At 72.0% G+C, this 24,631-nt stretch carries 22 protein-coding genes and 1 pseudogene; 10 read left to right on the top strand and 13 right to left on the bottom strand.

Features of this window, described 5'->3' with window-relative positions:
- Positions 1-5: 5 nt before the first annotated feature.
- Positions 6-770: a BTAD domain-containing putative transcriptional regulator gene (locus tag MUY22_RS33300; RefSeq protein WP_247051134.1), complete on the bottom strand. Its 765-nt coding sequence runs from the start codon at positions 768-770 to the stop codon at positions 6-8.
- A gap of 357 nt (positions 771-1,127) precedes the next feature.
- Here MUY22_RS33300 and MUY22_RS33295 point away from each other — a divergent pair, with 357 nt between their 5' ends.
- On the top strand, positions 1,128-2,066 hold the full coding sequence (locus MUY22_RS33295; protein ID WP_247051133.1) for a hypothetical protein: 939 nt from the start codon (positions 1,128-1,130) through the stop codon (positions 2,064-2,066).
- A gap of 91 nt (positions 2,067-2,157) precedes the next feature.
- A complete protein-coding gene (locus MUY22_RS33290) occupies positions 2,158-3,480 on the top strand; it encodes a cytochrome P450 (RefSeq protein WP_247051132.1) in 1,323 nt (440 codons plus the stop codon).
- A gap of 293 nt (positions 3,481-3,773) precedes the next feature.
- Here the strand turns inward: MUY22_RS33290 and MUY22_RS33285 are convergent, their stop codons facing one another.
- Positions 3,774-4,811: an ion channel gene (locus tag MUY22_RS33285; RefSeq protein WP_247051131.1), complete on the bottom strand. Its 1,038-nt coding sequence runs from the start codon at positions 4,809-4,811 to the stop codon at positions 3,774-3,776.
- Between the two features lie 1,019 nt (positions 4,812-5,830).
- Between MUY22_RS33285 and MUY22_RS33280 the strand changes: the two are divergent.
- Positions 5,831-6,170: pseudogene (locus MUY22_RS33280) on the top strand (LytR/AlgR family response regulator transcription factor); the annotation flags it as partial.
- A 181-nt stretch (positions 6,171-6,351) separates the two neighbouring features.
- Here MUY22_RS33280 and MUY22_RS33275 read toward each other — a convergent pair.
- Both MUY22_RS33275 and MUY22_RS33270 read right to left on the bottom strand, forming a co-directional pair.
- The gene (locus MUY22_RS33275; protein ID WP_247051130.1) at positions 6,352-7,680 is read right to left on the bottom strand and encodes an LLM class flavin-dependent oxidoreductase; all 1,329 of its coding nucleotides are present in this window, start codon (positions 7,678-7,680) and stop codon (positions 6,352-6,354) included.
- Positions 7,681-7,707: 27 nt separating this feature from the next.
- The gene (locus tag MUY22_RS33270) at positions 7,708-8,631 is read right to left on the bottom strand and encodes an ABC transporter substrate-binding protein (protein ID WP_247051129.1); all 924 of its coding nucleotides are present in this window, start codon (positions 8,629-8,631) and stop codon (positions 7,708-7,710) included.
- Between the two features lie 261 nt (positions 8,632-8,892).
- Between MUY22_RS33270 and MUY22_RS33265 the strand changes: the two genes are divergently transcribed.
- Genes MUY22_RS33265 through MUY22_RS33255 form a run of 3 tightly spaced genes read left to right on the top strand, consistent with a single transcriptional unit; the run spans position 8,893 to position 12,489 of the window.
- Entirely contained in the window at positions 8,893-10,317 is a 1,425-nt protein-coding gene (locus MUY22_RS33265) for a PLP-dependent cysteine synthase family protein (RefSeq protein WP_247051128.1), read from the top strand.
- Positions 10,314-11,375 carry an LLM class flavin-dependent oxidoreductase gene (locus tag MUY22_RS33260; RefSeq protein ID WP_247051127.1) on the top strand — a complete coding sequence of 354 codons (1,062 nt, stop codon included), beginning with the start codon at positions 10,314-10,316 and terminating at the stop codon, positions 11,373-11,375. The genes MUY22_RS33265 and MUY22_RS33260 overlap by 4 nt, the downstream gene beginning before the upstream one ends.
- On the top strand, positions 11,368-12,489 hold the full coding sequence (locus MUY22_RS33255; protein WP_247051126.1) for an LLM class flavin-dependent oxidoreductase: 1,122 nt from the start codon (positions 11,368-11,370) through the stop codon (positions 12,487-12,489). The genes MUY22_RS33260 and MUY22_RS33255 overlap by 8 nt, the downstream gene beginning before the upstream one ends.
- Positions 12,490-12,499: 10 nt before the next feature.
- Here the strand turns inward: MUY22_RS33255 and MUY22_RS33250 are convergent, their stop codons facing one another.
- On the bottom strand, positions 12,500-13,624 hold the full coding sequence (locus tag MUY22_RS33250) for an NAD(P)/FAD-dependent oxidoreductase (RefSeq protein WP_247051125.1): 1,125 nt from the start codon (positions 13,622-13,624) through the stop codon (positions 12,500-12,502).
- Positions 13,625-13,712: 88 nt separating this feature from the next.
- On the opposite strand from MUY22_RS33250, the gene MUY22_RS33245 reads away from it, so the two are divergent.
- Complete coding sequence (locus tag MUY22_RS33245; RefSeq protein ID WP_247051124.1) at positions 13,713-14,402, top strand: TetR/AcrR family transcriptional regulator C-terminal domain-containing protein; 690 nt, start codon at positions 13,713-13,715, stop codon at positions 14,400-14,402.
- A gap of 24 nt (positions 14,403-14,426) precedes the next feature.
- On the opposite strand, the gene MUY22_RS33240 is transcribed toward MUY22_RS33245, so the two are convergent.
- Together MUY22_RS33240 and MUY22_RS33235 are read right to left on the bottom strand one after the other, a co-directional pair.
- Positions 14,427-15,554: a mandelate racemase/muconate lactonizing enzyme family protein gene (locus MUY22_RS33240; protein ID WP_247051123.1), complete on the bottom strand. Its 1,128-nt coding sequence runs from the start codon at positions 15,552-15,554 to the stop codon at positions 14,427-14,429.
- Entirely contained in the window at positions 15,551-16,294 is a 744-nt protein-coding gene (locus MUY22_RS33235; RefSeq protein ID WP_247051122.1) for a creatininase family protein, read from the bottom strand. The genes MUY22_RS33240 and MUY22_RS33235 overlap by 4 nt, the downstream gene beginning before the upstream one ends.
- A gap of 41 nt (positions 16,295-16,335) precedes the next feature.
- On the opposite strand from MUY22_RS33235, the gene MUY22_RS33230 reads away from it, so the two are divergent.
- The gene (locus MUY22_RS33230) at positions 16,336-17,268 is read left to right on the top strand and encodes an ROK family protein (RefSeq protein WP_247051121.1); all 933 of its coding nucleotides are present in this window, start codon (positions 16,336-16,338) and stop codon (positions 17,266-17,268) included.
- A 5-nt stretch (positions 17,269-17,273) separates the two neighbouring features.
- Here the strand turns inward: MUY22_RS33230 and MUY22_RS33225 are convergent, their stop codons facing one another.
- The 5 genes from MUY22_RS33225 to MUY22_RS33205 are packed head-to-tail and all read right to left on the bottom strand — an operon-like array spanning position 17,274 to position 22,249.
- Complete coding sequence (locus MUY22_RS33225) at positions 17,274-18,077, bottom strand: ATP-binding cassette domain-containing protein (RefSeq protein ID WP_247051120.1); 804 nt, start codon at positions 18,075-18,077, stop codon at positions 17,274-17,276.
- Positions 18,074-18,868: an ABC transporter ATP-binding protein gene (locus MUY22_RS33220; RefSeq protein WP_247051119.1), complete on the bottom strand. Its 795-nt coding sequence runs from the start codon at positions 18,866-18,868 to the stop codon at positions 18,074-18,076. Before MUY22_RS33220 ends, MUY22_RS33225 begins: the two co-directional genes overlap by 4 nt.
- Positions 18,865-19,743, bottom strand: a complete 879-nt coding sequence (locus tag MUY22_RS33215; protein ID WP_247051118.1) for an ABC transporter permease — start codon at positions 19,741-19,743, stop codon at positions 18,865-18,867. The genes MUY22_RS33220 and MUY22_RS33215 overlap by 4 nt, the downstream gene beginning before the upstream one ends.
- On the bottom strand, positions 19,740-20,711 hold the full coding sequence (locus MUY22_RS33210) for an ABC transporter permease (protein WP_247051117.1): 972 nt from the start codon (positions 20,709-20,711) through the stop codon (positions 19,740-19,742). Before MUY22_RS33210 ends, MUY22_RS33215 begins: the two co-directional genes overlap by 4 nt.
- Positions 20,708-22,249 carry an ABC transporter substrate-binding protein gene (locus tag MUY22_RS33205; protein WP_247051116.1) on the bottom strand — a complete coding sequence of 514 codons (1,542 nt, stop codon included), beginning with the start codon at positions 22,247-22,249 and terminating at the stop codon, positions 20,708-20,710. Before MUY22_RS33205 ends, MUY22_RS33210 begins: the two co-directional genes overlap by 4 nt.
- Before the next feature lie 74 nt (positions 22,250-22,323).
- On the opposite strand from MUY22_RS33205, the gene MUY22_RS33200 reads away from it, so the two are divergent.
- On the top strand, positions 22,324-23,130 hold the full coding sequence (locus MUY22_RS33200) for an IclR family transcriptional regulator (RefSeq protein ID WP_247051115.1): 807 nt from the start codon (positions 22,324-22,326) through the stop codon (positions 23,128-23,130).
- The gene (locus tag MUY22_RS33195; RefSeq protein WP_247051114.1) at positions 23,120-24,124 is read left to right on the top strand and encodes a serine hydrolase; all 1,005 of its coding nucleotides are present in this window, start codon (positions 23,120-23,122) and stop codon (positions 24,122-24,124) included. Before MUY22_RS33200 ends, MUY22_RS33195 begins: the two co-directional genes overlap by 11 nt.
- On the opposite strand, the gene MUY22_RS33190 is transcribed toward MUY22_RS33195, so the two are convergent.
- The gene (locus MUY22_RS33190) at positions 24,121-24,594 is read right to left on the bottom strand and encodes a MarR family winged helix-turn-helix transcriptional regulator (RefSeq protein WP_247051113.1); all 474 of its coding nucleotides are present in this window, start codon (positions 24,592-24,594) and stop codon (positions 24,121-24,123) included. The two genes, MUY22_RS33195 and MUY22_RS33190, sit on opposite strands and share 4 nt — an antisense overlap.
- Positions 24,595-24,631 lie beyond the last annotated feature (37 nt).

Here is a 24,631-nt window from a genome sequence, read left to right as displayed (position 1 = left end):
CGGTGTCACAACGTCGGCTGGGAGGCGACCAGCCGCGTCATGTGCTGTGACGGCAGGACACCCAGCTCGCGGTGCAGCAGCGCCCGGTAGTGCTGGTAGTGCCGCAACGCGGAGCCGCCGTTGCCCTGGGCCAGGTGCGCCGCGATCACCGTGCGGTGCGCGCTTTCCCGCACCGGGTCGATGGTGATCGCGGTGAACGCGGCCTCCAGCGCGGCCAGGTGCGCGCCGGCCGAGATGAGGTGCCGGGCGATCGCCTCCAGCGCGTGCAGCCGGACCTGCTCCCACCGCTGACGTTCGGGCACCAGCCAGTCCTCGGCCCAGTCGGGCAGCAGGTCCTGGGCCAGCTCACCGACCAGTCCCGCGCCGGGCTCGGGCCGCCCGGCCGGGCCGACGACGCGGTGGGCCGCTTCGAGCGTGCGGCAGAAGTCGACCGGCAGCGCCGCCGCCAGGTGCAGCCGGTCGACCGGCGTCTCCACGACCGGCCGGTCCGTGGCGCGGCGCACCTGCCACAGCGCCTGCCGCAGGTTGGCCGCCGCGCGCTGGGGGCGGCTCTCGGGCCACAGCTGCTCGGCCGTCGCGTGTCGGTCGACCGCGGCGCCGTCGCGGATGGCGAGGAAGGCCAGCAGGCGCTGCGAACCGCGGGGCAGCGCGACGCGTTCGCCGCCGGCCCGCAGCTCGAATCGGCCCAGCAGCACCACGTCCGCGTCCGATCTGTCGCCGTCGCCCATCGCCGTCCCCTCGTCCGCGCCGTCTTCCCCGGCGCCGTCCACCGGTCCACGAGCATGGCACCGCGAGTGTCTCCGGGCCGTCTTCCGGCCGCCTCCGCACGGCAGCGCGCGCGGCACCGGCCCTCAGTCGTGCGCGGGCTTGACTTCCGGCCCGGCGGTCACCCGGTCGGGAGCGTGGCACGACAGCGCGTCGCCGGACCGCGCGGAAACCGGGCCGCGTGGGTACCGCCAATGGCCCAACAGCCCCGTTTCCGCCCGTCCAGCCCATCGTGTGACGCAGGCGGCGCGGAGATCACCCGTGGTGCGCGACGACGACGTGCGCGCGACGGCGCGTCCGGAAGGTGTGGTCCCAGGGTCGCATCGGCCCGGACACCACACAGCACGAACGAGGAGCACACCATGCCGGACGGACAGCTCAAGAGCGTCGACATCCAGATCGCCGCGGCCGACCTCGAAACCCTGAAGAACAGCCAGTACCAGCTCTGCTTCGCGAAGAAGGTCAACAACTCCTACAACGTGGTCTGGCAGTCGGCCGCCGACTACCTGTCCGAGAACACGTTCTCGTGGCAGCCGCTGTACGAGCTCTTCGGCAGCAACGACTTCAAGGGCGACGTGACGGTGCACGTCGCGACGAACAAGGTGTCGATCGGCCTCGGTGACGAGGCGACGCTGGACAAGAACGGGGTGCTCGGGGACGCCTCGTCGGGCGGCCCGGCGACCGGCATCACGCTGGTCAACGACTACGGCCCGATCCACCCGGGGCTGTGCGCGTACTCGACCGACATCAGCGGCCGGGGCACGACCACCCCGATCTACGTCGCCGAGAACCAGGTCGTCGCGGGCAACGACGTGCTGACGCCGGTGGAGAGCGTGCAGGTGTGGTTCGAGCAGGACATCGCCACCAGCACGATGTTCAGCACGGCCCGGTCCAACGCCATCGAGATCGATCTGACCGACCACAACACGGCGACCCGGCTCTACAGCGGCGGTGCCTGGTCGACGCCGAAGACCAACGCGCTGTTCGTCGACCCGAAGGCCATCCTGACCGTCATCGCGGCGCTGACCGCGGCGGTGGTCATCCAGGACCTGGCGTCGAAGATCGCCTCGAAGCTGACCGGGGTCTACAAGGACGTCAAGGTCGACGTGACCACGATGGGCGGCAACACCGTGAAGATCGAGTACCGGGAGCAGCAGGGCCTCACGGCGGTCAGGCAGAACCAGACCCGGCTGCTGCTGCAGAACCGGACCGCCGTCGACCAGCTCGCCGGCTTCGCGCTCGAGTCGTTCGCGCAGCTCGGCGTGGGTTACCTGACGCTGAACGCGACGACGGCGAGCTGACCCGTCGCGCCGGCCCCGGAGCCTGCCCGGCTCCGGGGCCGGTGCGGGCTACTCTGGAGTAGACACAGTCGTGCGGCGCAGTGGGGGGAACGTGGCCCGGTTCGGCAAAGCGGTCGTCGAAGGTACCTTGCTGCGGGCGAAGCCCGTGGTCCGGTGGGGACTCGGGCACGCACTGCCGCGGGCCGTGCTGCTGCGCGGCGCCCGGCGCGGCGACCTGCAGGGCCGGCTGGTCGACGACGCCGCCGCGGGCCGCGACCTGAGCGGGCTGTTCGACGAGATCCGGGCCGCCGGACCGGTCGCCCGGACACGTTTCGGCTGGATCACCACGCAGCACGCCGCCGTCCGGGAGGTGCTCTCCAGCGACGACTTCCGCACCGGCGTGCTCGGCTCCGACGGCTCCGCGCTGGGGCGGCTGCTGGAGTGGTCGGCCGGTGAGCACCTGCACCCGGTGCGGCCGCCGTCGCTGCTGGCCGTCAACCCGCCCGAGCACACCCGCTACCGCAAGCTCGTCACCGGCGTGTTCACCGCGCGCGCCGTCGAGCAGCTGCGCGGCCGGGTCCAGGCGATCGCGGACGAGGTGCTCGACGCCATCGACCCCACCGGCCCGGTCGACCTCGTCGAGTCCTACTGCGGCCTGCTCCCGGTGACGGTGATCAGCGAGATCCTCGGCGTCCCGGCCACCGAGGTGGGCAAGGTGCTGTCCCTGGGCGCGGCGGCGGCGCCGAGCCTCGACCTCGGCCTGGGCTGGCGCACGTTCCGCGACGTCGAGACGGCGCTGGCGGAGTTCGACACCTGGCTGGGCGAGCACCTGGACCACCTGCGCCGCCACCCCGGCGACGACCTGTTCAGCCGCCTGGTCGCGGCCCGCGACGACGGCGTCGGGCTCACCGAGGCCGAGCTGAAGTCGACGGCGGGCCTGGTCCTCGCGGCCGGCTTCGAGACGACGGTCAACCTGCTGGGCAGCGGCATCGCCCTGCTGACCGCCCACCCGGACCAGCTCAGGACCCTGCGCGAGCGGCCGGAGCTGTGGACCAACGCGGTAGAGGAGGTACTACGCCACGACCCGCCGGTCCTGCTGACGGGCCGGCTGGCGGTCCGCGCCACGGAGGTCGCGGGCGTCCCCCTGCCACGAGGAGCGCTGGTGACGACGGTACTGGCCGGCGCGAACCACGACCCCCAGGTCTTCGCGGATCCGGAGACGTTCGACGTGACCCGGGCCCGAGCCCGCGACCACGTGGCTTTCGGCGCAGGCAGGCACCACTGCCTGGGAGCGGCACTGGCCCGAATGGAGGGCGAGATCGGCCTGCGAACGATCTTCGACCGGTTCCCCAGCTTGGCCTTGAGCCCGGGAAGCCGCCGCCGAGAGACCCGAATCCTGCGAGGCTACGAGTACCTGCCGGCCACCCTCACCTAGCGGCGTTCCCCGGCGACACAACGCAACAGCTCGTTGGCGCGACGCGAGCAACCTCCCGGCACCCCGCCCAGGTGCGGGACACTCCCGACGAAGCCATCCAAGGGCCCTCGCGGCTCCGGCGGACCGACTTCCTCGCGAGACCACCTGACCGCCCACCAGGCGCGCGGAGACCTATCGGCGAGGCCACCCGAACGCCCATCAGGCGTGCGGAGACCTCCCGGCGAGGCCACCCAGAAGGCATCGGCTGTCCGGGTGCGGGGCGGCCTTCCGACGGGAGGGCTCGGCGCAGGCGGTCAGTGGTGTGCGGCGCGCAGGGCTCGTTCGATCTCGTCCTGGCCGAGTGCGCGGGAGCTGACGTAGTACAGCACCACTCCGGGTGGCAGGTCGCCGTCCCAGGCGGGGTTGACCGTCAGGCCGTTCGCGCCGCGGACGGCCAGTACCGTGGCGCCGAAGGTCCGGCCCAGTGCGGCGCGGCAGCGTTCGACCTGCAGGGCGCCGAGGCGTTCCGGGACGGTGACCGAGTACGTGCCGGCGCCGCCGGCGGTCATCAGTTCGGTGTAGACCTCGGCGATGCCCGGCGAGACCACCTCTTCGACGACCATCCGCGGGGTGTGCCACTGGACGCAGGTGATCCGCGGGTCGACGTAGCCCATCAGCTCGGCCCGTTCCATGTCGCGCATCGTGACCACCACGTGCGCCGACGTCGAGGCGTGCTCGACGAGGACCGCCACCGCCAGCGCCTCGTTGTCGTCCCGCACGTCCACGAGCACGGTGGCGGCCCGCTCGACCCCCGCCCGCGACAGCACCTCCGGCGCGGTGAGGTCGCCGCGGACGAACTCCACCGGCTGCGCCGGCATCGGGTGCACCGGCACCTCGTCGCCCGCGCACAGCACCAGTCCGGTGATCCCGTCGGCCAGCAGCTGCGCCACGAGCCGCTCGGTGCGTCCGGCGAGGTAGCCGACGAGCACGACGTGGCCGCTCAGCTCCGTCGGTTCCAAGCCCTGCATCCGCCGTCCCTTCGCTTGCTCGAGCAGCGCCGCGAGCCGGGTGAAGACCGTGGTGAGCGTGGCGATCCCGCCGACGATCACGTACACCCCGACGAAGTGCCCGGCCGCCGTCGCCGGCGAGAAGTCGCCGTACCCGACCGTCGCCGCGGTCACGACGAAGTACCACCAGTAGTTGCCCGGTTGGACGAGGTCGCTGCCGGCCGGCTCGGCCAGCGCCATCAGCGGCCAGCTGGTCGCGAACACGAACACGACGACCACCACCGGGAGCGTCCACCCGGCACGCAGGATCCAGCGCGCGAACAGGCGGGAAAGGATGAAAGGCACGCCCTCTCCTCACCGAACGCCACCACCCGGACACGCCACCCTCAGCGTCCCTTGAGGACAGTTCCGGATCACAAGATCACACGGGCGGACCAGGCACAACGGCCTTTACCCGACCGTGACGGCCGCAGGACCGCACCAGCTTCCCGGGACTCGGCGGTCACAGTCGGTGCGATTCGGCGCGGGCGGGACCGGCGTGGCAGGGGCCTCGCTACCCAGGCTGATCACGACGAAGTTCGCGGATGATCGCCACACGCTCCCGCGGGGTGGCGCCTTCCAAGGCGATCTCGAGCGCGTGCCGCTGGCTCTCCGCCCGGATCCGGGCGAGCACACACCGTGCGATCGCCGCGATCATCGCGGTGGCTGATGGTCCTATCCACAGCCAGCTCCACGTCACGTGTCCTCCTGACCTCGAGTCGGCCTCGAGACGGCCTGTTCGAAGCTGGAGAGATGTCTACGCTGGTCAGCGAACGCCCGGGATGCCTCGTTACATCTGGTTACGTCCGTATAGAGCCAGTCTTCCAAGCGCTCTTCCGCGGCAGTATTCCCTGCCTTCCGGGAGGCAACGACAGCGCGACGGCACGCGGCGGGATCTTGATCGTTTACGTCGGTTTATGGTGCTGCAAAATGATGCTGGACAGGCGCACTGGGGGTCGCTTCACCGTGTTCACGCGCACGCCGGCCATGTCAGCAGCTACCGGATTTCGGCATGGCTGAAGGCACGGGCCGATCGAGCGGAGTTTCCGGGCGATTGGCCGAAGCTGTCCCACACCTCGGTCCACAAGGCGCTGGTCGAGCCCACGATGCCGAGCTGGTCGACGACGTTGGGCATCGTCGAAGCACTCATAGTTCTCGGCCGCCTACCGGATGATCACGGCATTGTCGAACGACTCAGGCAACTGTGGGAGACCGCGTTCGAAGATCTGCGCGACACCGTCGAGGATTCGGCCGAGCCGGACGAGCGGCCTGCCGACACGACCACCCTCGAGGCCGACGCCGCTCCGGATGACACAGCCGAGCTGGTGGTGCTGGCCGTGGACGACGAGCCGTACGGTCTTGACGAACTCGTTCACTGCCTACGGCACAATCCGCACGTGATGAGGGTCTTCCCGGCAATCGACGCGTCCGAGGCGTTGCGCCTCTTGTCCACGGACGATCCCCGCATGCGCGATCGCCGAAACCGCGGGCTGCCGATCGTGGACGCGGTCTTCGCCGATGTTCGCCGCCCTGCGACCGTCCCCCGCACTGGTCTTCGTGGCCGCGCACGCCGACGAAGCGGTCAACGCCTTCGAACTCGGTGCCGTCGACTACGTACTCAAGCCTTACATGCAGGATCGCCTCGACCGAGCGGTTGCCCGAGTGTGGCACCAGCGCCAGTCGAACGCGACCGGCAGCTGACGATTCGCCACTATTGCGCAGCCACCAGCGGTGCTTATCGGTTCGACAACGCAAAGAGGCCGTTGGTGCGATGACCTCTTTGCGCGGCAACAATGCGTGTGTCCGAAGGTGGCGGAATACCGAGAACAACAGGCCGGGAGCCGGGTCAATGGGGTGTGGCACCTCCAGCGGGTGGGCGGTTCAAGCCCAGGTGGTCGCGCAGGGTGGAGCTGGTGTACTCCGTGCGGTAGCGGCCCTTGCGTTGCAGGATCGGGACCACGTGGTCGACGAACGCCGTCAGCTCGTACGGCAGCGTTGAGCCCATGATGGTGAACCCGTCTACCGCGCCGGCGTCCTGCCAGGCCATCACGTGCGTGGCCAGCTGTTCGGGCGTGCCGACGAAGTGGGACTGACCCGCGCCGCTCTTGAGCTGCAGGGCCAGGGCTCGCAGGGGTAGCTCCGGCTGCGCGCGCTGGAGGGCGAACAGCTCGTTCGCGCGGCTCGAGACGTTCGCCGTTCCGGTCCACAGCTCCGCGGGCAGCGGGGCGTCCGGGTCGAAGCCGTCCGGGTCCAGGCCGGCCGTGTACAAGATGTTCTGCCAGCGGAACTCCGGGCTCGCCAGCTCTTCCAGCCGGCGGGCCTTCTCCTGGGCCTCGGCCTCGGTGCCGCCCAGCGTCACCATCAGCGCCGGGAGGACGAGCACCTGGGCCGGGTCCCGGCCCGCGGCCGCCGCCTGGGCGTGGAGCTCGGTCCGGAACGCGGCCGCGGCCTCCAGTGACGGTGGCCCGGAGAACACCAGCTCGGCGTACCGCGCGGCCAGCGCGATGCCGGCCGGGGACTGTCCCGCCTGGACCAGGACCGGGCGCCCCTGCGGCGAGCGCGGGAACGGCAGGATTCCCTCGACGTCGTAGAAGTCGCCGTGGAAGCGGGGCGCGTGGAGCTTGGCGCGATCCGCCCACACGCCGCGTTCGCGGTCACCGACGACGGCGTCGTCTTCCCAGCTGTCCCACGCGCGGGTCACGACGTCGACGAACTCGTGGGCCCGCGTGTACCGGTCGGCGTGGTCGGGGTGGGCGCGCTCGCCGAAGTTCGCCGCGGCCAGCGGGGTGATGGTGGTGACGATGTTCCAGCCCGCGCGGCCGCCGCTGAGGTGGTCCAGCGTCGCGAACCGGCGGGCCAGCTCCCACGGCTTGTTGTAGGTCGTGGAGCCGGTCCCGATCAGGCCGATGTGGCTGGTGACCGCGGCCAGGGCCGAGAGCACCGAGATCGGGTCGAACTGCGTCTGCGGCAGGTGCGTGGCCCGGTACTCGGCGATGGCGATGTTGTCGGCCAGGAAGATCGTGTCCATCAGGCCGCGTTCGGCGATGCGCGCGATGTCCGCGTAGTACGGCAGCCCGAGCACGCCGCGGACGTCGTCCTCGACGACGCGCCAAGCGGACTCGTGGTACCCGTTGGGCCAGATGAAAGCGTTGAAGTGCAACTGATCCGCGCTCACGGAACGACTCCTCGTGTTGTGCCGCCGTCAGGCGAGACCCTGCTGCGACAGCCAGTCCTTCGCGACGTCGGCCGCCGGCTCACCGTCGGAATCGACGCGCTTGTTCAGCTCGCGCATGCCGTCGGTGCTGAGCTTCGCGCTCACGGCGTTGACGACGGTCGCGAAGTCCGCACCCCGCGCGTCGAGCACCTTCTTGTTCACCGCCGGCACCACGTTCTCCGTCGGCACCATGCTCAGGTCGTCCTTGAGCGCGACGTACTGCGGGTCGCCCGCGGACGGGCTCACCGAGTCGACCGGGATCACCGTGACCGCACCGGAGTTGAGCTGCTGCACGCGCGGCCCGACCTCCTGCACGGTCTGGAAGGACGCGTTCGTCAGGTGGTAGACGTCGGTCAAGCCCTTGAAGCACGTCAGCCGCTTCTCACACTCCGGACCACCGGCCAGGACGACCTTGTCGAGCTTCTTCAGGTCGCTGATGGTCGCGATGCCCTTCGACTTCGCGAGATCGGCCTTGACGATGTAGGTGTTCTTGTCCTCGGCCGGGGCGTAGTCCAGCAGCGAGACGCCGCTGGGCTCGAACAGCTTCGCCAGCTGGTCGTGCTCCCCCTTGGCGTCCTTGACCGGCTCCGCACCGAAGCCGGTGGTGATCGCGGAACCCTGGTACTCCGGGATGAACTGCAGCTCACCGGACTTCAGGGACGGGTAGATCAGCTCGCGCGAGCCCAGGTTCAGCTTCCGGGTCACCGGGTAGCCCTTGGCCTCCAGCGCCTGCGCGTAGATCTCGGCCAGGATCTGGCTGTCGGTGAAGTTGAAGGACGCGACGACGATCGGCGCCCCGCCCTTGCCCGGCGCGGCGGGCTTGTCAGCGCTGTCGCCGCCCCCGCACGCGGTCAGGCCGAAGACGGCCGCCGCCACCACCGCGGCCGCTCGAAGGTTCCGGCTCCAGCGCACGTGCCCACACTCCTCGTTCCCATGATCCAGACATCCACGACCCTAACCAGCGGGTACGACAGAAACCACATGCTGGGAACACGACGGCACAGGCTGTGCCCGCCGTAACCCGATCCGGTCAACTAACCCCACTGGTCACTTTTACAGGTTAGGATCAACCCAGCGACTTTGTCAACCGGCGAGGTCCACATCCTGAACACCCGTGCGGGGACCACCCGCGACGGGATACCTGTGCAGTACCCGGAAGCGAGGTGATGGGGCATGGCATCCGACGACGTCGAGGCGTTCGACTCCGTGCTCGACGCGATCGGCGGCACCCCGCTGATCCGGCTCGCGCGGATCGCGCCGCCGGCCGGCCCGCGGATCTACGTCAAGGCCGAGTTCCTCAACCCGGGCGGCAGCGTCAAGGACCGCGCCGCGCTCTCGATGGTGCTCGACGCGGAACGCTCGGGCGCGCTGCCGGCCGGCGGGCTGATCGTCGAAAGCACCTCCGGCAACACCGGGATCGGGCTGGCGATCGTGGCGGCCCAGCGCGGCTACCGGCTCACCGTCGTGCTGCCGGACAAGAGCAGCCGGGAGAAGACCGCGATCCTGCGCGCCTACGGAGCCGGCGTCGTGGTCACCCCCGGTGCCGTACCGCGCGAAGACCCGGCCCACGTCTCGCAGGTCGCGCGCCGGCTCGCCGAGGAGAACGGCGGCTGGCTCGCCGACCAGTACGACAACCCGGCCAACCCGGCCGCTCACGAAACGACCACCGGGCCGGAGATCTGGCGGCAGACCCGGGGCCGGATCACCCACTTCGTCGCCGGGATCGGCACCGGCGGCACCATCAGCGGCGCCGGCGCCCACCTCAAGCGGGTCAGCGGCGGCCGGGTGCGGGTGATCGGCGCCGATCCCGAGACCTCCGTCTACTCGGGCGGTGACGGCAGCCCCTACGTGGTCGAAAGCATCGGGCACTACCTGCACCCGGACACCGTCGAGGACACCTGGCCCCGCTCCTACCACCGCGACGTCGTCGACCACGTCGAACCGGTCGGTGATCGCGAGTCACTGCTGACCACGCGACGGCTGGCGCGCGAGGAGGGCCTGCTGCTCGGAGCTTCCGCGGGCACGGCCGTCGCCGCCGCGCTGCGCCTGGCTGCCGGGCTGGGGCCGGACGACCTGATCGTCGTCGTGGTCCCCGACTCCGGTCGCTCGTACCTGTCCAAGTACTACGACGACGACTGGCTCCGGCACCTCGGTTTCCTCACCGAGCACGCGGGCGAGCAGACCGTGGCCGAGGCCGCCGGCCCGTTCCCGGCCGCCGCGCCCGGCCTGGCGGTGACGGCGTCGGTCGGCAGCGCGCTCGCCGTGGCCGACCGCCATCCCGGCGCCGGACCGCTGTGGCCGGTCGGCCCGGACCGGCCCGGCGCCACGGGCCCACCGTCGGTGGCCGAGGTGACCGGCGCGCTCGACGTCACGGAGCTCCGCTTGCTGACCGCGGCCGGTGTGGCCCGCCCGGCCGACCCGATCGCCGAATACGTCACCGGTCCCCTGCCCGCGGTCGGCATCGGCGAAGGCCGCCGGGCCGCCGCGGATCGGCTCGGCGCGCACGAAACCGCGTGGGTCCTCGTCGACGGGCGCGTCGCCGGATTCGTCCACAAGGGACAGCTAGAACCAGCCGGAGAAAGGACTGCGGGCACGTGAAGTTCCTGCTCATCACCCTGATCACCCACGTACCGGACCCGGTCACCGGCGTCCTCACCCCGACCGACCAACGGCTGCTGGACGTCGTCGCGAACGCCGAGCTGGCCGAAGAGCTCGGCTTCGACGGCTACGGCGTCGGCGAGCGGCACGAGCGGCCGTTCATCTCCTCCTCGCCGCCGGTCGTGCTGAGCCACATCGCCGCCCGGACGTCCCGGATCCGGTTGTTCACCGCCGTCACCACGCTCAGCCTGCTCGACCCGGTCCGCGCGTTCGAGGACTACTCGACCCTGGACAACCTCTCCGGCGGCCGGCTCGAACTGATCATCGGCAAGGGCAACGGCGCCGCCCAGCGCGAGCTGTTCCACGTCACCCCGGACGACCAGTGGGACCGCAACTCCGAGGGCTACGAGCTGTTCCGGAAACTCTGGCGCCAGGACAAGGTCACCTGGTCCGGGCGGTTCCGGCCGTCGCTGACCGAAGCCGAGGTCTGGCCGCGACCCCTGCAGCAGCCGATCCGCGTCTGGCACGGCAGCGCGACCAGCCGCGAATCCGTCGACCTCGCCGCGAAGTGGGGTGATCCGCTCTTCTCCGCGAACGTCACCAACCCCGTCGAGCCCTATGCCGAGCTGGTCCGCCACTACCGCGAACGGTGGGCCCACCACGGCCACGACCCCGCGGCCGCCGTCGTCGGCGCCGGGACCGCCGGGTACTACGCCGCCGAGACGTCGCAGGAGGCGCTCGAGGTCTACCGGCCGATCTTCGAGAGCCGGCTGGCCCTGCAGACCCGGCTCGGCCTCGAACCCGTCTTCCCGACGCTCGAGGACTTCGTCGAGCGCAGCTCGGCGCTGATCGGCAGCCCAGCCCAGATCACCGAGAAAGTCCTGCGCTACCACAAGGAACTCGGGCACCAGGTGATGCACCTGCACGCCGACCGCGACGGGCTCACCGCCCGGCAGCACCGCGCCACCCTCGAACTGTTCCAGTCGGACATCGCGCCCGCGCTGCGGCGGGAGATCCCCGACCCGCCGTGGCCCGCCGGAAAGGACCGCCATGCCTGAAGTCCCGTTGTCGGTGCTGGACCTCGTCCCGATCAGCACCGGGTCCGGCGCCGCCGAGGCCGTGCGCAACGCCGTCGACCTCGCGCAGCACGCCGAAGGCTTCGGCTACCACCGCTACTGGTTCGCCGAGCACCACCTCAACCCCGGCGTCGCCGGCGCGTCACCACCCGTGCTGATCGCCCTCGTCGCCGGGGCCACCGAGCGGATCCGGCTCGGGTCCGCGGGCGTGCAGCTCGCGCACCGGACACCACTGGCCGTCGTCGAGGAGTTCGGTCTCGTCGCGGCCTTGCACCCGGGGCGGCTGGACCTCGGGCTCGGCCGCAGCGGCAAGCAGCTCGTCCGCGAGTACGCCGCGGCCGCGGCCGCGCCACCGCCGACCACCCAGGCGAGCAACGGCCTGCTCATTCCCGAGAAGCCCGACTTCAGCACGCTCGCCCGCTCGTCGCGGATCGGCCTGACGTTCGGGCTGCTGCAACAGCCCGGCGCCGAATCACCGGACTACGGCGAACAGGTCGACGACATCCTCGCCTTCCTCGGCGGCACCTACCGTTCCGCCGAAGGGCTCGACGCGCACGCCGTGCCCGGCGAGGGCGCGCAGGTCGAGATCTGGATCCTCGGCAGCAGCGGCGGGCAGAGCGCGTCCGTGGCCGGTCGCAACGCCCTGCGGTTCGCCGCGAACTACCACGTCAGCCCGTCCAGCGTGCTCGACGCCGTCACCGCCTACCGGCAGGCGTTCGTGCCCTCGGCGGCCCTGCCGAAGCCGTACGTCGCGGTGTCGGCCGACGTCGTCGTCGCCGAAGACGACGCCACCGCGCGGGAACTGGCCAGCGGCTACGCCCTCTGGGTCCGCTCCATCCGCCGTGCGGAGGGGGCGATCCTCTTTCCCACGCCGGAAGAAGCCGCCGCCCACGTCTGGAGCGATGAAGACCGGGCCCTGGTCGCCGACCGCGTCGACACCCAGTTCGTCGGCTCCCCCGCCACGGTGGCGGCCCGGCTGCGGCAGCTCCAGGAGGCGACGGGCGCCGACGAGCTCGTCATCACCACCATCACCCACGCGCACGCCGACCGCGTGCGGTCCTACGAACTGCTCGCCGAGCAGTGGAACCGGGGGTGAGGCCAGTGGGCTAAGCCTGCCCGGTCAGCAGCTTCACGAGACTGTGCGGGGTCTCCTCGCCGAAGCAGAGGTCGAAGTCTCGCGCGGCTTCGGTGGCGGCTTCGGCGCTGCGCGGGAACAGCGACTGCTCGTAGTCGGCGAGCGCGGCTTCGACGTCGCCGGGGTGCGCGGCGATCGCCTTGCCGAGCTCGGCGGCGTCGAACATGGCCAGGTTGGCGCCTTCTCCGTTCGGGACGCAGAGGTGGGCGGCGTCGCCGAGCAGGGTCACCCCCGGCACCCGGTCCCACCGGTGCCCGGTCGGCAGGGTGTTGATCGGGCGCAGCACCAGCGGGGTCTCGCCGTCGGTGATCAGCGCGGTGAGCTCCGGGGCCCAGCCGTCGAACTCCGCCACGATCCGGGCGGTGGACGCCGCGGCGTCGGTGAAGTCGATGCCGGCGAACCACTCCTGCGGCTTCGACAGCACCACGTAGGTGTGGAGGTTCCCGCCGCTCTCGCGGTGCGCCTGGATCCCCTTGCCCGGTTCGAGCGAGAACAGGGCCCCGCCGCCGACCGCCTTCGCGCTGTCCGGGTGCCGGGTGTCGCTGTCGAACAGGTACGTCTCGACGAACGACGTGCCGACGTACTCGGGGGTGGCGTCCGAGAGCAGCGACCGGACCCGGGACCACGCGCCGTCCGCGCCGACCAGCAGGCTCGTGACGACGGTCGTGTCGTCGGCGAAGGTCACTTCGTGGCGGCCGTCACCGAGGGTGCGGACGCCGCTGACCTTGTGGCCCCACCGGACGGTGCCGTCCGGGAGGGAGTCGAGCAGGACCTGGCGCAGCTCGCCGCGTTGCACTTCGGGGCGGGCGCCGGTGCCGTCGTCGGGTTCGTCGAGCAGCACGGTTCCGTCCCGCTCGAGGATCCGCGTCGCTTCGCGGCCCTCCAGGATCAGGTTGCGGAATTCCTCGGTGAGGCCGGCGGCCTCGAGGGCGAGCTGGCCGTTGTAGTCGTGGATGTCCAGCATGCCGCCCTGCGTGCGGGCGGCCGGCGACGCCTCGGCCTCGTAGACCGTGGCCGGGATGCCGTGGACGTGCAGGACGCGGGCGAGGGTGAGGCCGCCGAGACCGGCGCCGATGATCGTGACCTGGGTGTTCATGGTGTCTCCTCCGGGTTCGAGGCCGTCGAGCCTCACTGGAACGTCATTCCATCTTGGAACACCATTCCAGATGTGTCAAACTGGAGGCATGGCCACACGCACGCGCCGGACCCCGCGGCGCACAGAGGCGCTCTCCCGCGAGCGCATCGTCGAGACCGCCGTCGAAGTGCTCGACGCGGCCGGCGAAGGCGGGCTGACGTTCCGGGTGCTGACCGAACGCCTCGCCACCGGCGCCGGCGCGATCTACTGGCACGTGGCGAACAAGGGCGAGCTGCTGGCCGCCGCGACCGACGCCGTCGTCGCGCGGGCCATGGCGCCCGGGAAGGCCCAGGGCACCCCGCAGGACGAGGTGCGTGCCGTCGCGCTCGGCCTGTTCGAGGCGATCGACGACCACCCGTGGCTCGCCACGCAGCTCACGGCGCAGTTCGCCCGCAGCCCCTGGGGCTCGGTGACCCCGCGGATCTTCGAAAGCCTCGGCCGGCAGGTCCGCGCGCTGGGCGTGCCCGAAGGCAGCTGGTTCACGGCGACCTCGGCGCTGGTGCACTACATCCTCGGCGCCGCCGGCCAGAACGCCGCGAACTCCGCGAGCGGCCGCGCGCTCGAGCCCGGCATCGACCGCTCCCAGTTCCTCGACGCCGTGTCGACGGCCTGGGAAGAGCTCGACCCCGACGAGTACCCGTTCACCCGGGCCGTCGCGGCGCAGCTGCGCGAGCACGACGACCGTGAGCAGTTCCTCGCCGGGGTCGATCTGATCCTGGCCGGCATCACCCACCGGTGAGCCGTGTAGGGCGTTATACGGTGCTCAGCCGGTGAGGTCGCCTTCCTCCTCGTTGCGGCCGGCGTAGAAGGCCAGCTTGTCCTCGTCCACCGTCACGCCGAGGCCGGGTCCGGACGGGACGCGCAGGCGGCCGTCGGTCAGTTCCAGTGGTGCGACGATGTCGTCCGCGTGCAGGTAGTACATGCTGTCGATGGCCCGTGACAGGACCGGGGTGCTCGCGACCACGGCGAGGTGCGCGGCCGTCGCGATGCCCAGTTCGCCGCCGCTGTGGAGGTTCATCCCGAGGCCGAACGTCTCGCAGTGGGCGGCCAGCGCCTTCGTCGCCGCGATGCCGCCCCACTTGTAGACGTCGCCGTGGATCACGTCGACCGCGCCGAGCCGGACCGCCGGGGCGAACTCCTCGAAGCGGACCACGCACATGTTGGTGCACAACGGGATCCGCACCTTCGCCCGCACCTGGGCCATGCCCTCGATGCCGACGCACGGGTCCTCCAGGTACTCCAGGTCCAGCTCCTCCAGCGCCAGTCCCGCGCGGATCGAGTCGGGCACGGACCACGCCGCGTTCGGGTCGACGCGCAGCTCGACGTCCGGCAACGCCCGGCGCAGCTCGCGCATGATCGCGACGTCACCGCGGACGTCCTTGGTGCCCTTGAGCTTCACGGCCGTGAAGCCGCCCTCGGCGACCACCTTCGCCGCGTACTCCCCCAGCCCCTGGGCCAGTTCGCGGCCGGCCGCGCCGGGCGCGTCGGCGCGGGTGATCAGCGCGGTGATCGGCACCTCGGCGCGCACCGGGCCGCCGAGCAGGTCGGTCACGGACTGGCCGGTGGCCTTGCCCATCAGGTCCCAGCAGGCGACGTCGAGCGCGGCCAGCGCCGCGTACCCGAGGTAGCCGTGGAAGAACGGCACCATGTGGTGCCGCCGGTGGAACGCCTCCAGCGCGAACGGGCTCGTGCCCACCAGCTCGGCGCCGAGCTTGCGCACCAGCTCCGCGACCGGGCGGCCCCACATGGTCTCGCCCCAGCCCTCGACGCCGGTGTCGGTGCGCAGCCGCACGACGGTGCGGGTCTCGCCCGTCTTCGTCTCGAACGAGCTGGTGAACGGGTTGGTCAACGGCAGGTTCACGACCCGCACGTCGACGTCGGTGATCTTCATGCCTCCCCTTCGGCGTGGGTAACGCGGGTGGCCGCGTCGAACGCGCGGATCGCGTCCGCCAGCGCGGTCACCCGGTCTTCGAGCAGGTCCGCGCCGCCTTCGGCGGTCGCGGTGGTCGCGTCGTCGGTGCTGCCGCCCGCGCGGGCCCATTCGCCGTGGCGTTCGACGGTCAGGCCCGGGTACGGCGGGTACGCGAACAGCGGTGGCGGCGTGACGTCGGCGCGCGGTTCGCGGGGCCGCACGAGATCGCCGTGGGTGGCGAGCATCAGCGACGTCTCGAACACCCCGGCGTGACCCGGCGAAGAGCCGTCGCCGAGGGAGAAGTAGGAGCACGCCGCGAGCGCGACGTCGGCCCGCAGCGCGTACTCCTTGACGGCGAGCCGCATGATCTCGTCGTTGCCGCCGTGGCCGTTGACCACGAGGATCCGCCGGAAGCCGCTGCCGGCGAGCGAGTCCAGGACGTCGGCGAGCACGGCCTGCAGGGTCGACGCCCGGAGCGAGACGGCGGCGGCGAACAGGTGGTGCGGGCTGTGGCCGAACGGCAGCGCGGGCAGCCGCACCACGACCGGGTCGGCCACCCGCGCCAGCGCGCCGTCGACGACGGCTTCGGCGAGCATCGTGTCGGTGCCCATCGGCAGGTGGACGGCGTGCTGCTCCTGCGAACCGATCGGCAGCAGCGCGATCGCCGACCGCCCGGCGTCGCGCACCTCCCGCCAGGTCATCCGCGTCAGTTCCGGCACGTGGTCTCCCCTCCGGAGCCGGGTCGTGGCATCGTGATCGCATGAGCACCGGCGAACGCCCGGCCCTGCGGCTGGTCCCGGCGCCGGCCGCGCCCGAGGCCGGCGCGGGCCCGGTGCTGGGCGCCGTCGAGCTGCTGCCGGGCCGGGTCCGGGCCGCGCTGCTCGACCTGTCCGGCACCGTGCTGTGGCGCGCCGAGGCGACCTACCCGCGCGGCGCGGCGGACCGGGCCGAGATCGACGCCGCGCTGGCTGAGGTCACGCGGTTCCCCACGCCGCCGGTGGGCGTCGGCGTGGCTGCCGCGGGCCTGGTCGACGCCGACGCCGGTGTGATCATCGAGGTCAACGAAGTGCCCGCGCTGCACGGTTATCCCGTCGCGGCCGTGCTCGCCGAGCTGGTGCACGCGCCGGTCCACATCGAACACCGGGCGCGGCTGCAGGTCCTGGGCGACCGCTGGTTCGGCCCGGGCCGCGGCCGCACGACGTTCGCGTCCGTGTCGACGGGCGAGGTGCTCGGCGTCGGCCTGCTGTACGACGGCGAGGTGCTGGCCCCGCCGGGTGGCCGCAGCGGCGCGCACATGACGGTCGCCGCGAGCGGCCGGCCGTGCACCTGCGGCGCGCGCGGTTGCTGGAAGACCGTCGCGACGACGCCGTGGCTGCGCGCCGAGGCCGAGCGGCGGGGTCTCCGCGCGCGCACGGTGCGGGACCTCGCGGGCGACCCGCTGCTCGACGAGTACGCGGCCAACATCGCGCTGGGCCTGGTGAACATCCAGCAGCTCTTCGCGCCCGGCCTGTTCGTGCTGCACGGCGAAGCCGCCGAGGGTGGCGAGCGCTTCCGGGCGCGGATCGAGCAGCGGCTGCGCGAGGACTCGTCGTGGGCGCTGACCGCCGAGCCCCCGACGGTCGTGGTGAACCCGGGCCCGGCCGACGACGTCGCGCTGCTCGGCGGCGCCGGGCTCGTGCTGTCCCACCACTGACGCCTTCACGCCGTCACCTGGCGGCGGCGCGCGAGCCGCGGATCCGGGTTCGGGACCGCATCGAGCAGGCTCTTCGTGTACTCGTGCGACGGCGACGCGAACAGCCGAGCCGACGGCGCCAGCTCCACGATCTTCCCCGCCCGCATCACCGCGACGCGGTCCGCGATCTGCTGCACCACCGCCAGGTTGTGCGACACGAACACGTACGTCAGCTTCAGCCGGTCCTGCAGGCCGGCCAGCAGGTCCAGCACCTGGGCCTGCACCGAGACGTCGAGGGCGCTCGTCGGCTCGTCGAGCACCACCAGCCGGGGTTCCAGGGCCAGCGCGCGGGCGATGGAGATCCGCTGCCGCTGGCCGCCGGAGAACTCGTGCGGGTAGCGGTCCTGCACCTGCGGTGACAGCCCGACGGCGTCGAGCAGGCCCGCCACGCGGTCACGCACCTTCGCCCGGCCACGGTGGCCACGCAGCGAAGGGTCGTGCGTCACCAGCGGCTCAGCGACGATCTCCGTCACGCGCAGCCGCGGGTTCATGCTCGAATACGGGTCCTGCAGCACGACCTGCATCTCGCGCCGCACCTTGCGCAGGCTCGCCGCGCTCAGCGCGTGCAGGTCCGCGCCGTCGAACCGGACCGTGCCCGCCGTCGGCTCGAGCAGGCACAGCAGCAGCCGGGTCAGCGTCGTCTTGCCGCTGCCCGACTCGCCGACGACGGCCAGGGTCTCCCCCGAGACGACGTCGAGGTCGACGCCGTCCACCGCGGACAGTGCGCCGTAGTCCTTGCGCAGCCCGCGGATCTCGACCAGGTTCGTCATACCCGCTCCAGCTTCGGTGTCGCGCGCAGCAGCTCGCGCGTGTAGTCCTCGCGCGGTGCCTCGAACAGCGGTACCACGTCCCCGGTCTCGACGACCCGGCCCGACTTGAGCACCACGACCCGGTCGGCGACCTCCGCGACGACGCCGAGGTCGTGCGTGATGAGCAGGATCGCCATCCCGTGCCGCCGTTGCAGGTCGACCAGCAGCTCCAGGATCTGCGCCTGCACGGTGACGTCGAGGGCCGTGGTCGGCTCGTCGGCGATGAGCACCCGCGGCCGGCCGACCAGCGCCATCGCGATCATCACGCGTTGCCGCAACCCACCCGAAAGCTGGTGCGGGTACTGCGAAGCGCGCGTCTCGGGATCGGGAATACCCGCCTCGCGCAACGCTTCGACGGCAGCGGCGCGCGCGTCGGAGCGTGACGCGTTCTGGTGCTTCCGGACGACCTCAGCCACCTGCGCGCCGACGCGCTTGACCGGGTTGAGGCTCGTCATCGGGTCCTGGAAGACCATCGCGACGTCGTTGCCGCGGATCCCTCGCAGGTCCTTTTCGGACAGTCGCAGCACGTCACGGCCGTCGAGGAGGATCTCGCCGCCCGCGTACACGCACGGCGGCTCGGGGTTGAGCCGCAGCACCGACAACGCGGTCGCGGTCTTGCCGCTGCCCGACTCCCCCACCAGCGTGAGGGTCTCGCCTTCGGCCACGGACAGGCTGACGCCGTCGACGGCGGTCACGGTGCCGGTGTCCACCCGGAACTCGACGCTCAGGTCGGTGATCTCCAGCAGGCTCATGAGCGGTACGCCTTCGGGTCCGCGACGTCGCGCAGGACGTCGCCGGTGATGTTGACGGCCAGCGCGGTGAGCATCAGCGCGACGCCGGGGAACACGGCCACCCACCACGACGTGCCGAGGTAGAGCTGGCCGTCGGCGAGCATCCCGCCCCAGGTCACGGTCCGCTTGGGCACGCCGAGACCGAGGTAGCTCAGTGACGCCTCGGCGACGATCGCCGCGGCGACGTGCAGGGTGCCGATGGTCGCCAGCGGTGCCAGCACGTTGGGCAGCAAGTGGCGGCGCATGATCGTGAAGTCCGTGACGCCGATCGCCCGCGCCTCGGTGACGAACTCCCTGGTGCGCAGGGAAAGCACCTCGGAGCGGATCACCCGGGCGTAGGACACCCAGCCGGTGAAGCCGAGCACCAGCACGACGTACCAGAGGCCGGAGCCGAGGAACCCGACGATGGCGAGCGCGAGCAGGATCGACGGGAACGCCAGCTGGATGTCGGCGATCCGCATCAGGATCCGGTCGAACCAGCCGCCGAGGAACCCGGCCACCAGGCCGATGGCGGCGCCGACGACGCCGGCCAGCAGCGCCGCGCACGCGCCGACGAGCAGCGAGACGCGGGCGCCGTAGAACAGGCGCGACAGGATGTCGCGGCCCAGCTGGTCGGTGCCGAGCAGGTGCGCGGAGTCGCCGCCGGCGGCCCACGCGGGTGGGTGCAGGCGCACCAGCAGGTCCTGCGCGCCCGGGTCGTACGGCGCGATCAGCGGCGCGAGCAGGGCGACGAGCACCATCAGCGTCAGCACGCTCACGGCGACGACACCGAGCTTGTTGCGCAGGACCCCGCGCACCACACCCGGCCGGGCCAGGGGAACAGCGATGGCGGTCACGCGGTCACCCGCACCCTCGGGTCGAGAATCGTGTAGGACAGGTCCACCAGGAGGTTCACCACGACGAACGTCGCGGCGAAGAACAGCACCGCGGCCTGCACCAGCGGGAAGTCGCGGTTCTGGATGGCCTCGACGGTGAGGCGGCCGAGGCCGGGCCAGGAGAACACCTGCTCGGTGAGGATCGCGCCGCCCAGCAGGCTGCCGACCTCCAGGCCGACGACCGTGACGACGGGCAGCGCCGCGTTGCGCAGGCCGTGGCCCAGCACGATCCCGCCGGGGCTCAGGCCCTTGGCCCGCGCGGTGCGGATGTAGTCCGAGCCGAGCACGTCGACCAGGGAGCTGCGCAGCAACCGCGCGATCACCGCCACCGAATACACCGCCAGCGTGATGGCCGGGAGCACGAGGTGCTCGAAGCCGCCGTAGCCGGACGCGGGCAGCACCTGCAGCTGCACGGCGAAGATGAGGATCAGCAGGATCCCGACCCAGAACGCGGGCGTCGACTGGCCGACGAGGACCCCCGTCATGACGCCGGTGTCGCCCGCGCGGCCCCGGCGCAGCGCGGCGAACGTGCCCGCCGGGATGGCCAGCACGAGCGCCACGAGCAGCGCGGCGCCGGCCAGTTCCAGCGTCGCGGGGACGCGGGAGAACAGGACTTCGGCGACCGGCTGGTCGTAGACGAGCGACGTGCCCAGGTGCAGCCGCGGCAGGCCGCCGAGGTAGTCGAGGTACTGCGTGAGCAGCGGCCGGTCCAGCCCGAGGCTCGCGCGCAGCGTGGCCTCCTGCGCCGCGGTGGCGTCCGGCGGCAGGATCAGCTTCACCGGGTCGCCGGACAGCCGGACCAGGAAGAACGCCGCGGTGGCCACGAAGAACAGCACCACGATCGCGGTCAGCACCTTGGTGACGACCACGCGCAGCACCCCGCGGCCCGGGGCGGCCGGGCGGGCCACGGCGACGGCCGGCGCGGTCACGGGGTCACCGTCGCCTTCGCCATGCCCAGCACGCCGACCACACCCGGTGTCCACTGTGGACGCGTGTTGACCGCGTAGACGTTGTCGATCTGGTAGAGGAACACGAACGGCGCCTCCTGCTTGAGAAGTTGCTGGAGCGAGGTGAAGGCCCGCTGCCGGTCGGCGGGCGCGAGCGACTGCTCCTCGGCGTCCACGAGCCGGTCGGCCTCCGGGTTGGTCCACCGGCTCTGCCGCCGGTCGTGGCGGACGTTGGACTGCACGAGGCTTTCGGCGTCGAGGGTCCAGCCGGTGCTGGCGGCGAGGTAGATCGGGCCGAGCGCGCCGCGGTTGCTGGACGTCAGACGGCTGCTGTACGTGCCGGGGTCGACCAGGTCCACGCGAGCTCGGACGCCGACGCGGGCGAGGAGCCCGGAGATCGCCTCGGCGAGGTTCGAGTCGGCGGTCTGCGCGGTGATCGAGGTGTCGAACCCGGCCGCGAAGCCGGCTTCGGCGAGCAGCTGCTTCGCCAGGCCGACGTCGCGGGTGTAGGGCGTGATGGCCGGGTCGAAGCCGAACGCCTCGCGCGGGAACATCGTCGGCACCTCGCGGGCCTTGCCGTCGAGCACGGCCTTGATCAGCAGCGGGACGTCGACGGCGTGGTTGAGCGCGCGGCGCACCCGGACGTCGCGCAGCGGGCCGGCGGTGGTGTCGAGCGAGAGGTACGACGTGCGGATGCCCGGGTAGTGCCGGATCGAGACGCCGGTGTAGCCCTGCAGCTGGAGCGCGGCGTCCGGGGTGAGCCCGGCGACGATGTCGACCTCGTCGCTCTGCAGCGAGGCCAGCGACGAGGACGCGTCGGGCATCGGGAGGAAGACCAGCTCGTCGTAGGCCGGTTTACCGCCCCAGTACGCCGGGTTCGCGCGCAGCCGCAGCTGGTGGTCGCGCTGGAACTCTTCGAACGTGAACGGGCCGGTGCCGACCGGGTGCTTCGCGAAGCCGGCCGAGCCGACCTGCTTGAGATACCCCGGCGGCACGGCGACGCCGCCGAACAGCGAGACCTTGGCCGGGATGATCGGGTCCGGGGCGCTGCAGCGGAGGTCCACTGTGGACGCGTCGAGCGCGACGGCCTGCTTCACGTAGCGCAGCTCGACGATCGGCGACTTGGTGGCCGGGTCGAGCAGCCGGTTGATGCTGAACGCGACGGCGTCGGCGTCGCACGGCTCGCCGTTGTGGAACTTCACGCCGGGGCGGAGCTTGAACCGCCAGGTCAGCGGGTCGGGCGAGGTCCACGACAGCGCGAGCCCGGGCGCCAGCTGGTTGTCCGGGCCGCGGGTGGTGAGCGTGTCGAACAGGTTGGTCAGCACGTTCATCGAGGTCAGGTCGCCCTGCTTCTGCGGGTCGAGCGTCTTGGGGTCTGACGACTGCGCCACGCGCAGCACGGTGCCGGTGGTGCCCGAGGCGCTGCCGCACGCGGAGAGCAGGCCGGGCAGGGCCAGCGCGGGGAGCGCGAGACCGCCGAGCCGGAGGGCGTCGCGGCGCGACAGCCGGGAACGAGCCACGGTTCACCACCTGTCTTCCGTCTTGTGAAACGCTGTTCCGTCAGATGGAACGCGATTGCGCTAAGGTAGGCGGCGTGAACAACGCTGTCAACACTTCGCCCGGCAGCTCGCCCGGCAGCTCACGCGGTGCGGTCGAGAAGGCCCTGGAGGTGCTCGCCACCCTCTCGGCCCCCGGCGGGCCGCACCGGCTCGCCGACCTCGCGCAGGCCTGTGACCTGCCGAAACCGACCGCGCACCGGATGCTGCAGACGTTCACCGAGGCCGGGTACGCGGTCGGTGCGGGCAGCGGGCGCTACACGGTCGGGCCGCGACTGCTGGGCCTGTCGGCGGCGGCGCTGACCAGCACGCGGTCGCTGCGCCCGGTGCTGGCGGACCTGCAGCGGCGCAGCGGGCACACGGTGCACTACGCGGTGCGCCACGCCGACCGCGCGGTGTACGTCGAGAAGCTCGAACCGGACCAGGCCTACCGGCTCAACACCCGGCCCGGCGGCGAGGTGCCGCTGTACTGCACCGCCGTGGGCCGCGCGATCCTCTCGCGTCTGCCCGAGGCCGACGTCGCCGCGGCGCTCGCCACGCCGCTCACCGCGCGCACGGCCAAGACCCTCACCGACCCCGGCGCCGTCCGCCGCGAACTGGCCACTGTGGACAGTGCGGGCTACGTCGTGGACGACGAGCAGTTCGAGGCGCACGTGCGCTGCCTCGGCGCGCCGGTGCTGGACGCCGAGGGCGCCGTCGTCGGCGCGGTGAGCGTGTCGGGGCTGACGTTCACCCTGCAGCCGTCGAGCTTCGACGTCCTGGGGCCGCTCGTGGCCGAGGCGGCGAACCGGCTGTCCGCCGTCCTGGCCGGGACGGCGCCGCGGGCGGTGCCCGATGCTCGCTGACCTCCTCGCCCGGGCCCGCGACGCGCGGGTGTTCTCCGCCGCCGCGTGGTCGGTCGGCACCGCGGACGGCGTCCTCGACCGGGGCGTTCTCGGCACGCGGTGGCACGACGGGCCACCCGCCGGCGAGACGAGCCGGTGGGATCTGGCGTCGGTGACCAAGCCCGTCGTGGGCATCGTGGTGGCCGCGCTGGCCGAGCGCGGCGTGCTCGCTCTCGACGACCCGCTCCCCCGCCACCTGCCGGCCTACGCCGGCACCGACAAGGCGTCGATCACCGTGCGTCAGCTGCTCCTGCACACCTCGGGGCTGCCCGGCGGCACGCCGTTGTGGCGGGCGCACGCCACCCGCGAGGCACTGCTGGAAGCCATCCGCACGACGCCGTTGCCCGCTGCTCCCGGCACGCGCGTCGAGTACTCGTCGCAGGGGTTCATCCTGCTCGGCCTGATCGCGTCGGCCGCCGCCGGAACGCCGCTGGACCGCCTGGTCGCGGACCTCGTCACGACACCGGCGGGGATGCCGGGCACCGGCTTCGGCCCGGTGGCCGACGCCGTCGCGACCGAGGACTGCCCGTGGCGCGGCCGGGTCGTCTGCGGGCAGGTGCACGACGAGAACGCCGTGGTGCTGGGCGGAATCTGCGGCCACGCCGGGCTGTTCGCGCCACTGGGCGACGTCGAACGCCTCGGCCGAGTGCTCGCCGGCGGCGCCGCACCGCTGCTGAAACCGGCCACGCACGCCGAGATGATCACCGTCCGGACGGCAGGCCTGCGCCGCGGCCTGGGGTGGCAGGGACTCGACGTCCCGGGTTCGCCGGTCGGCACCGCGCTGGAGCCGGACGCCTACGGTCACACCGGGTTCACCGGCACGAGCCTGTGGGTGGAGCCCGCGCGTGGGCGGTACTACGTGCTGCTCACCAACCGCGTCCACCCGACGCGCTCGGGCGACGCCATCGCCGCGGTGCGCCGCGAGTTCCACGACGCGGCGGCCCGGCTGGGCTAACCGTCACCGGCGGTCAGGGCCGCGAGGCGGTCGCGGACCTTGTCGCCGATGGTGGTGAGCGTCTCCAGCTCCGCCGCGGTGAGCTGGTCGATGAACGCGTCCCGGACGTCGGCGACGTGCTGCGGGGCCGCGGCCTCGATCAGTTCCCGGCCTCGCGGGGTGCTGACGACGACCGCCCCGCGCTGGTCGGTGGCGCACCGCTCGCGCGTCACCAGGCCGCGGTGCTGCATCCGGCCCAGGTGCTGGGACAAGCGGCTCTTCTCCCACCGCAGCAGCTCGCCGAGTTCGAACGACCGCAACCGGCCCTCCGGCGCCTCGGAAAGGTGGGCCAGTACCTGGTAATCGGCCCGGGACAGCCCGCAGCGGGTGCGCAGCTGCCGCTCGATGAACTCCGAGAGGCCGTCCTGCATCGCCATCAGGCCACGCCAGGCCCGGTCTTCCCGTTCGTCCAGCCACCGCGCGTCCGCCATGACCGGGACCCTACCCCTTGGTTGACATGTGAACCAG

This window comes from Amycolatopsis sp. WQ 127309, assembly GCF_023023025.1.
GTDB lineage: Bacteria > Actinomycetota > Actinomycetes > Mycobacteriales > Pseudonocardiaceae > Amycolatopsis.
The sequence above is the reverse complement of the archived record's forward strand: the minus strand, read 5'-3'. Positions and strand labels throughout refer to the sequence as shown.

Bases quoted from the DNA above. Each gene is read 5' to 3' on its own strand.
- MUY22_RS33190 (WP_247051113.1), bottom strand. From the start codon at position 24,594: ATGGCGGACGCGCGGTGGCTGGACGAACGGGAAGACCGGGCCTGGCGT.
- MUY22_RS33195 (WP_247051114.1), top strand. From the start codon at position 23,120: ATGCTCGCTGACCTCCTCGCCCGGGCCCGCGACGCGCGGGTGTTCTCC.
- MUY22_RS33295 (WP_247051133.1), top strand. From the start codon at position 1,128: ATGCCGGACGGACAGCTCAAGAGCGTCGACATCCAGATCGCCGCGGCC.
- MUY22_RS33240 (WP_247051123.1), bottom strand. From the start codon at position 15,554: ATGAAGATCACCGACGTCGACGTGCGGGTCGTGAACCTGCCGTTGACC.
- MUY22_RS33230 (WP_247051121.1), top strand. From the start codon at position 16,336: ATGAGCACCGGCGAACGCCCGGCCCTGCGGCTGGTCCCGGCGCCGGCC.
- MUY22_RS33225 (WP_247051120.1), bottom strand. From the start codon at position 18,077: ATGACGAACCTGGTCGAGATCCGCGGGCTGCGCAAGGACTACGGCGCA.
- MUY22_RS33220 (WP_247051119.1), bottom strand. From the start codon at position 18,868: ATGAGCCTGCTGGAGATCACCGACCTGAGCGTCGAGTTCCGGGTGGAC.
- MUY22_RS33265 (WP_247051128.1), top strand. From the start codon at position 8,893: ATGGCATCCGACGACGTCGAGGCGTTCGACTCCGTGCTCGACGCGATC.
- MUY22_RS33255 (WP_247051126.1), top strand. From the start codon at position 11,368: ATGCCTGAAGTCCCGTTGTCGGTGCTGGACCTCGTCCCGATCAGCACC.
- MUY22_RS33250 (WP_247051125.1), bottom strand. From the start codon at position 13,624: ATGAACACCCAGGTCACGATCATCGGCGCCGGTCTCGGCGGCCTCACC.
- MUY22_RS33245 (WP_247051124.1), top strand. From the start codon at position 13,713: ATGGCCACACGCACGCGCCGGACCCCGCGGCGCACAGAGGCGCTCTCC.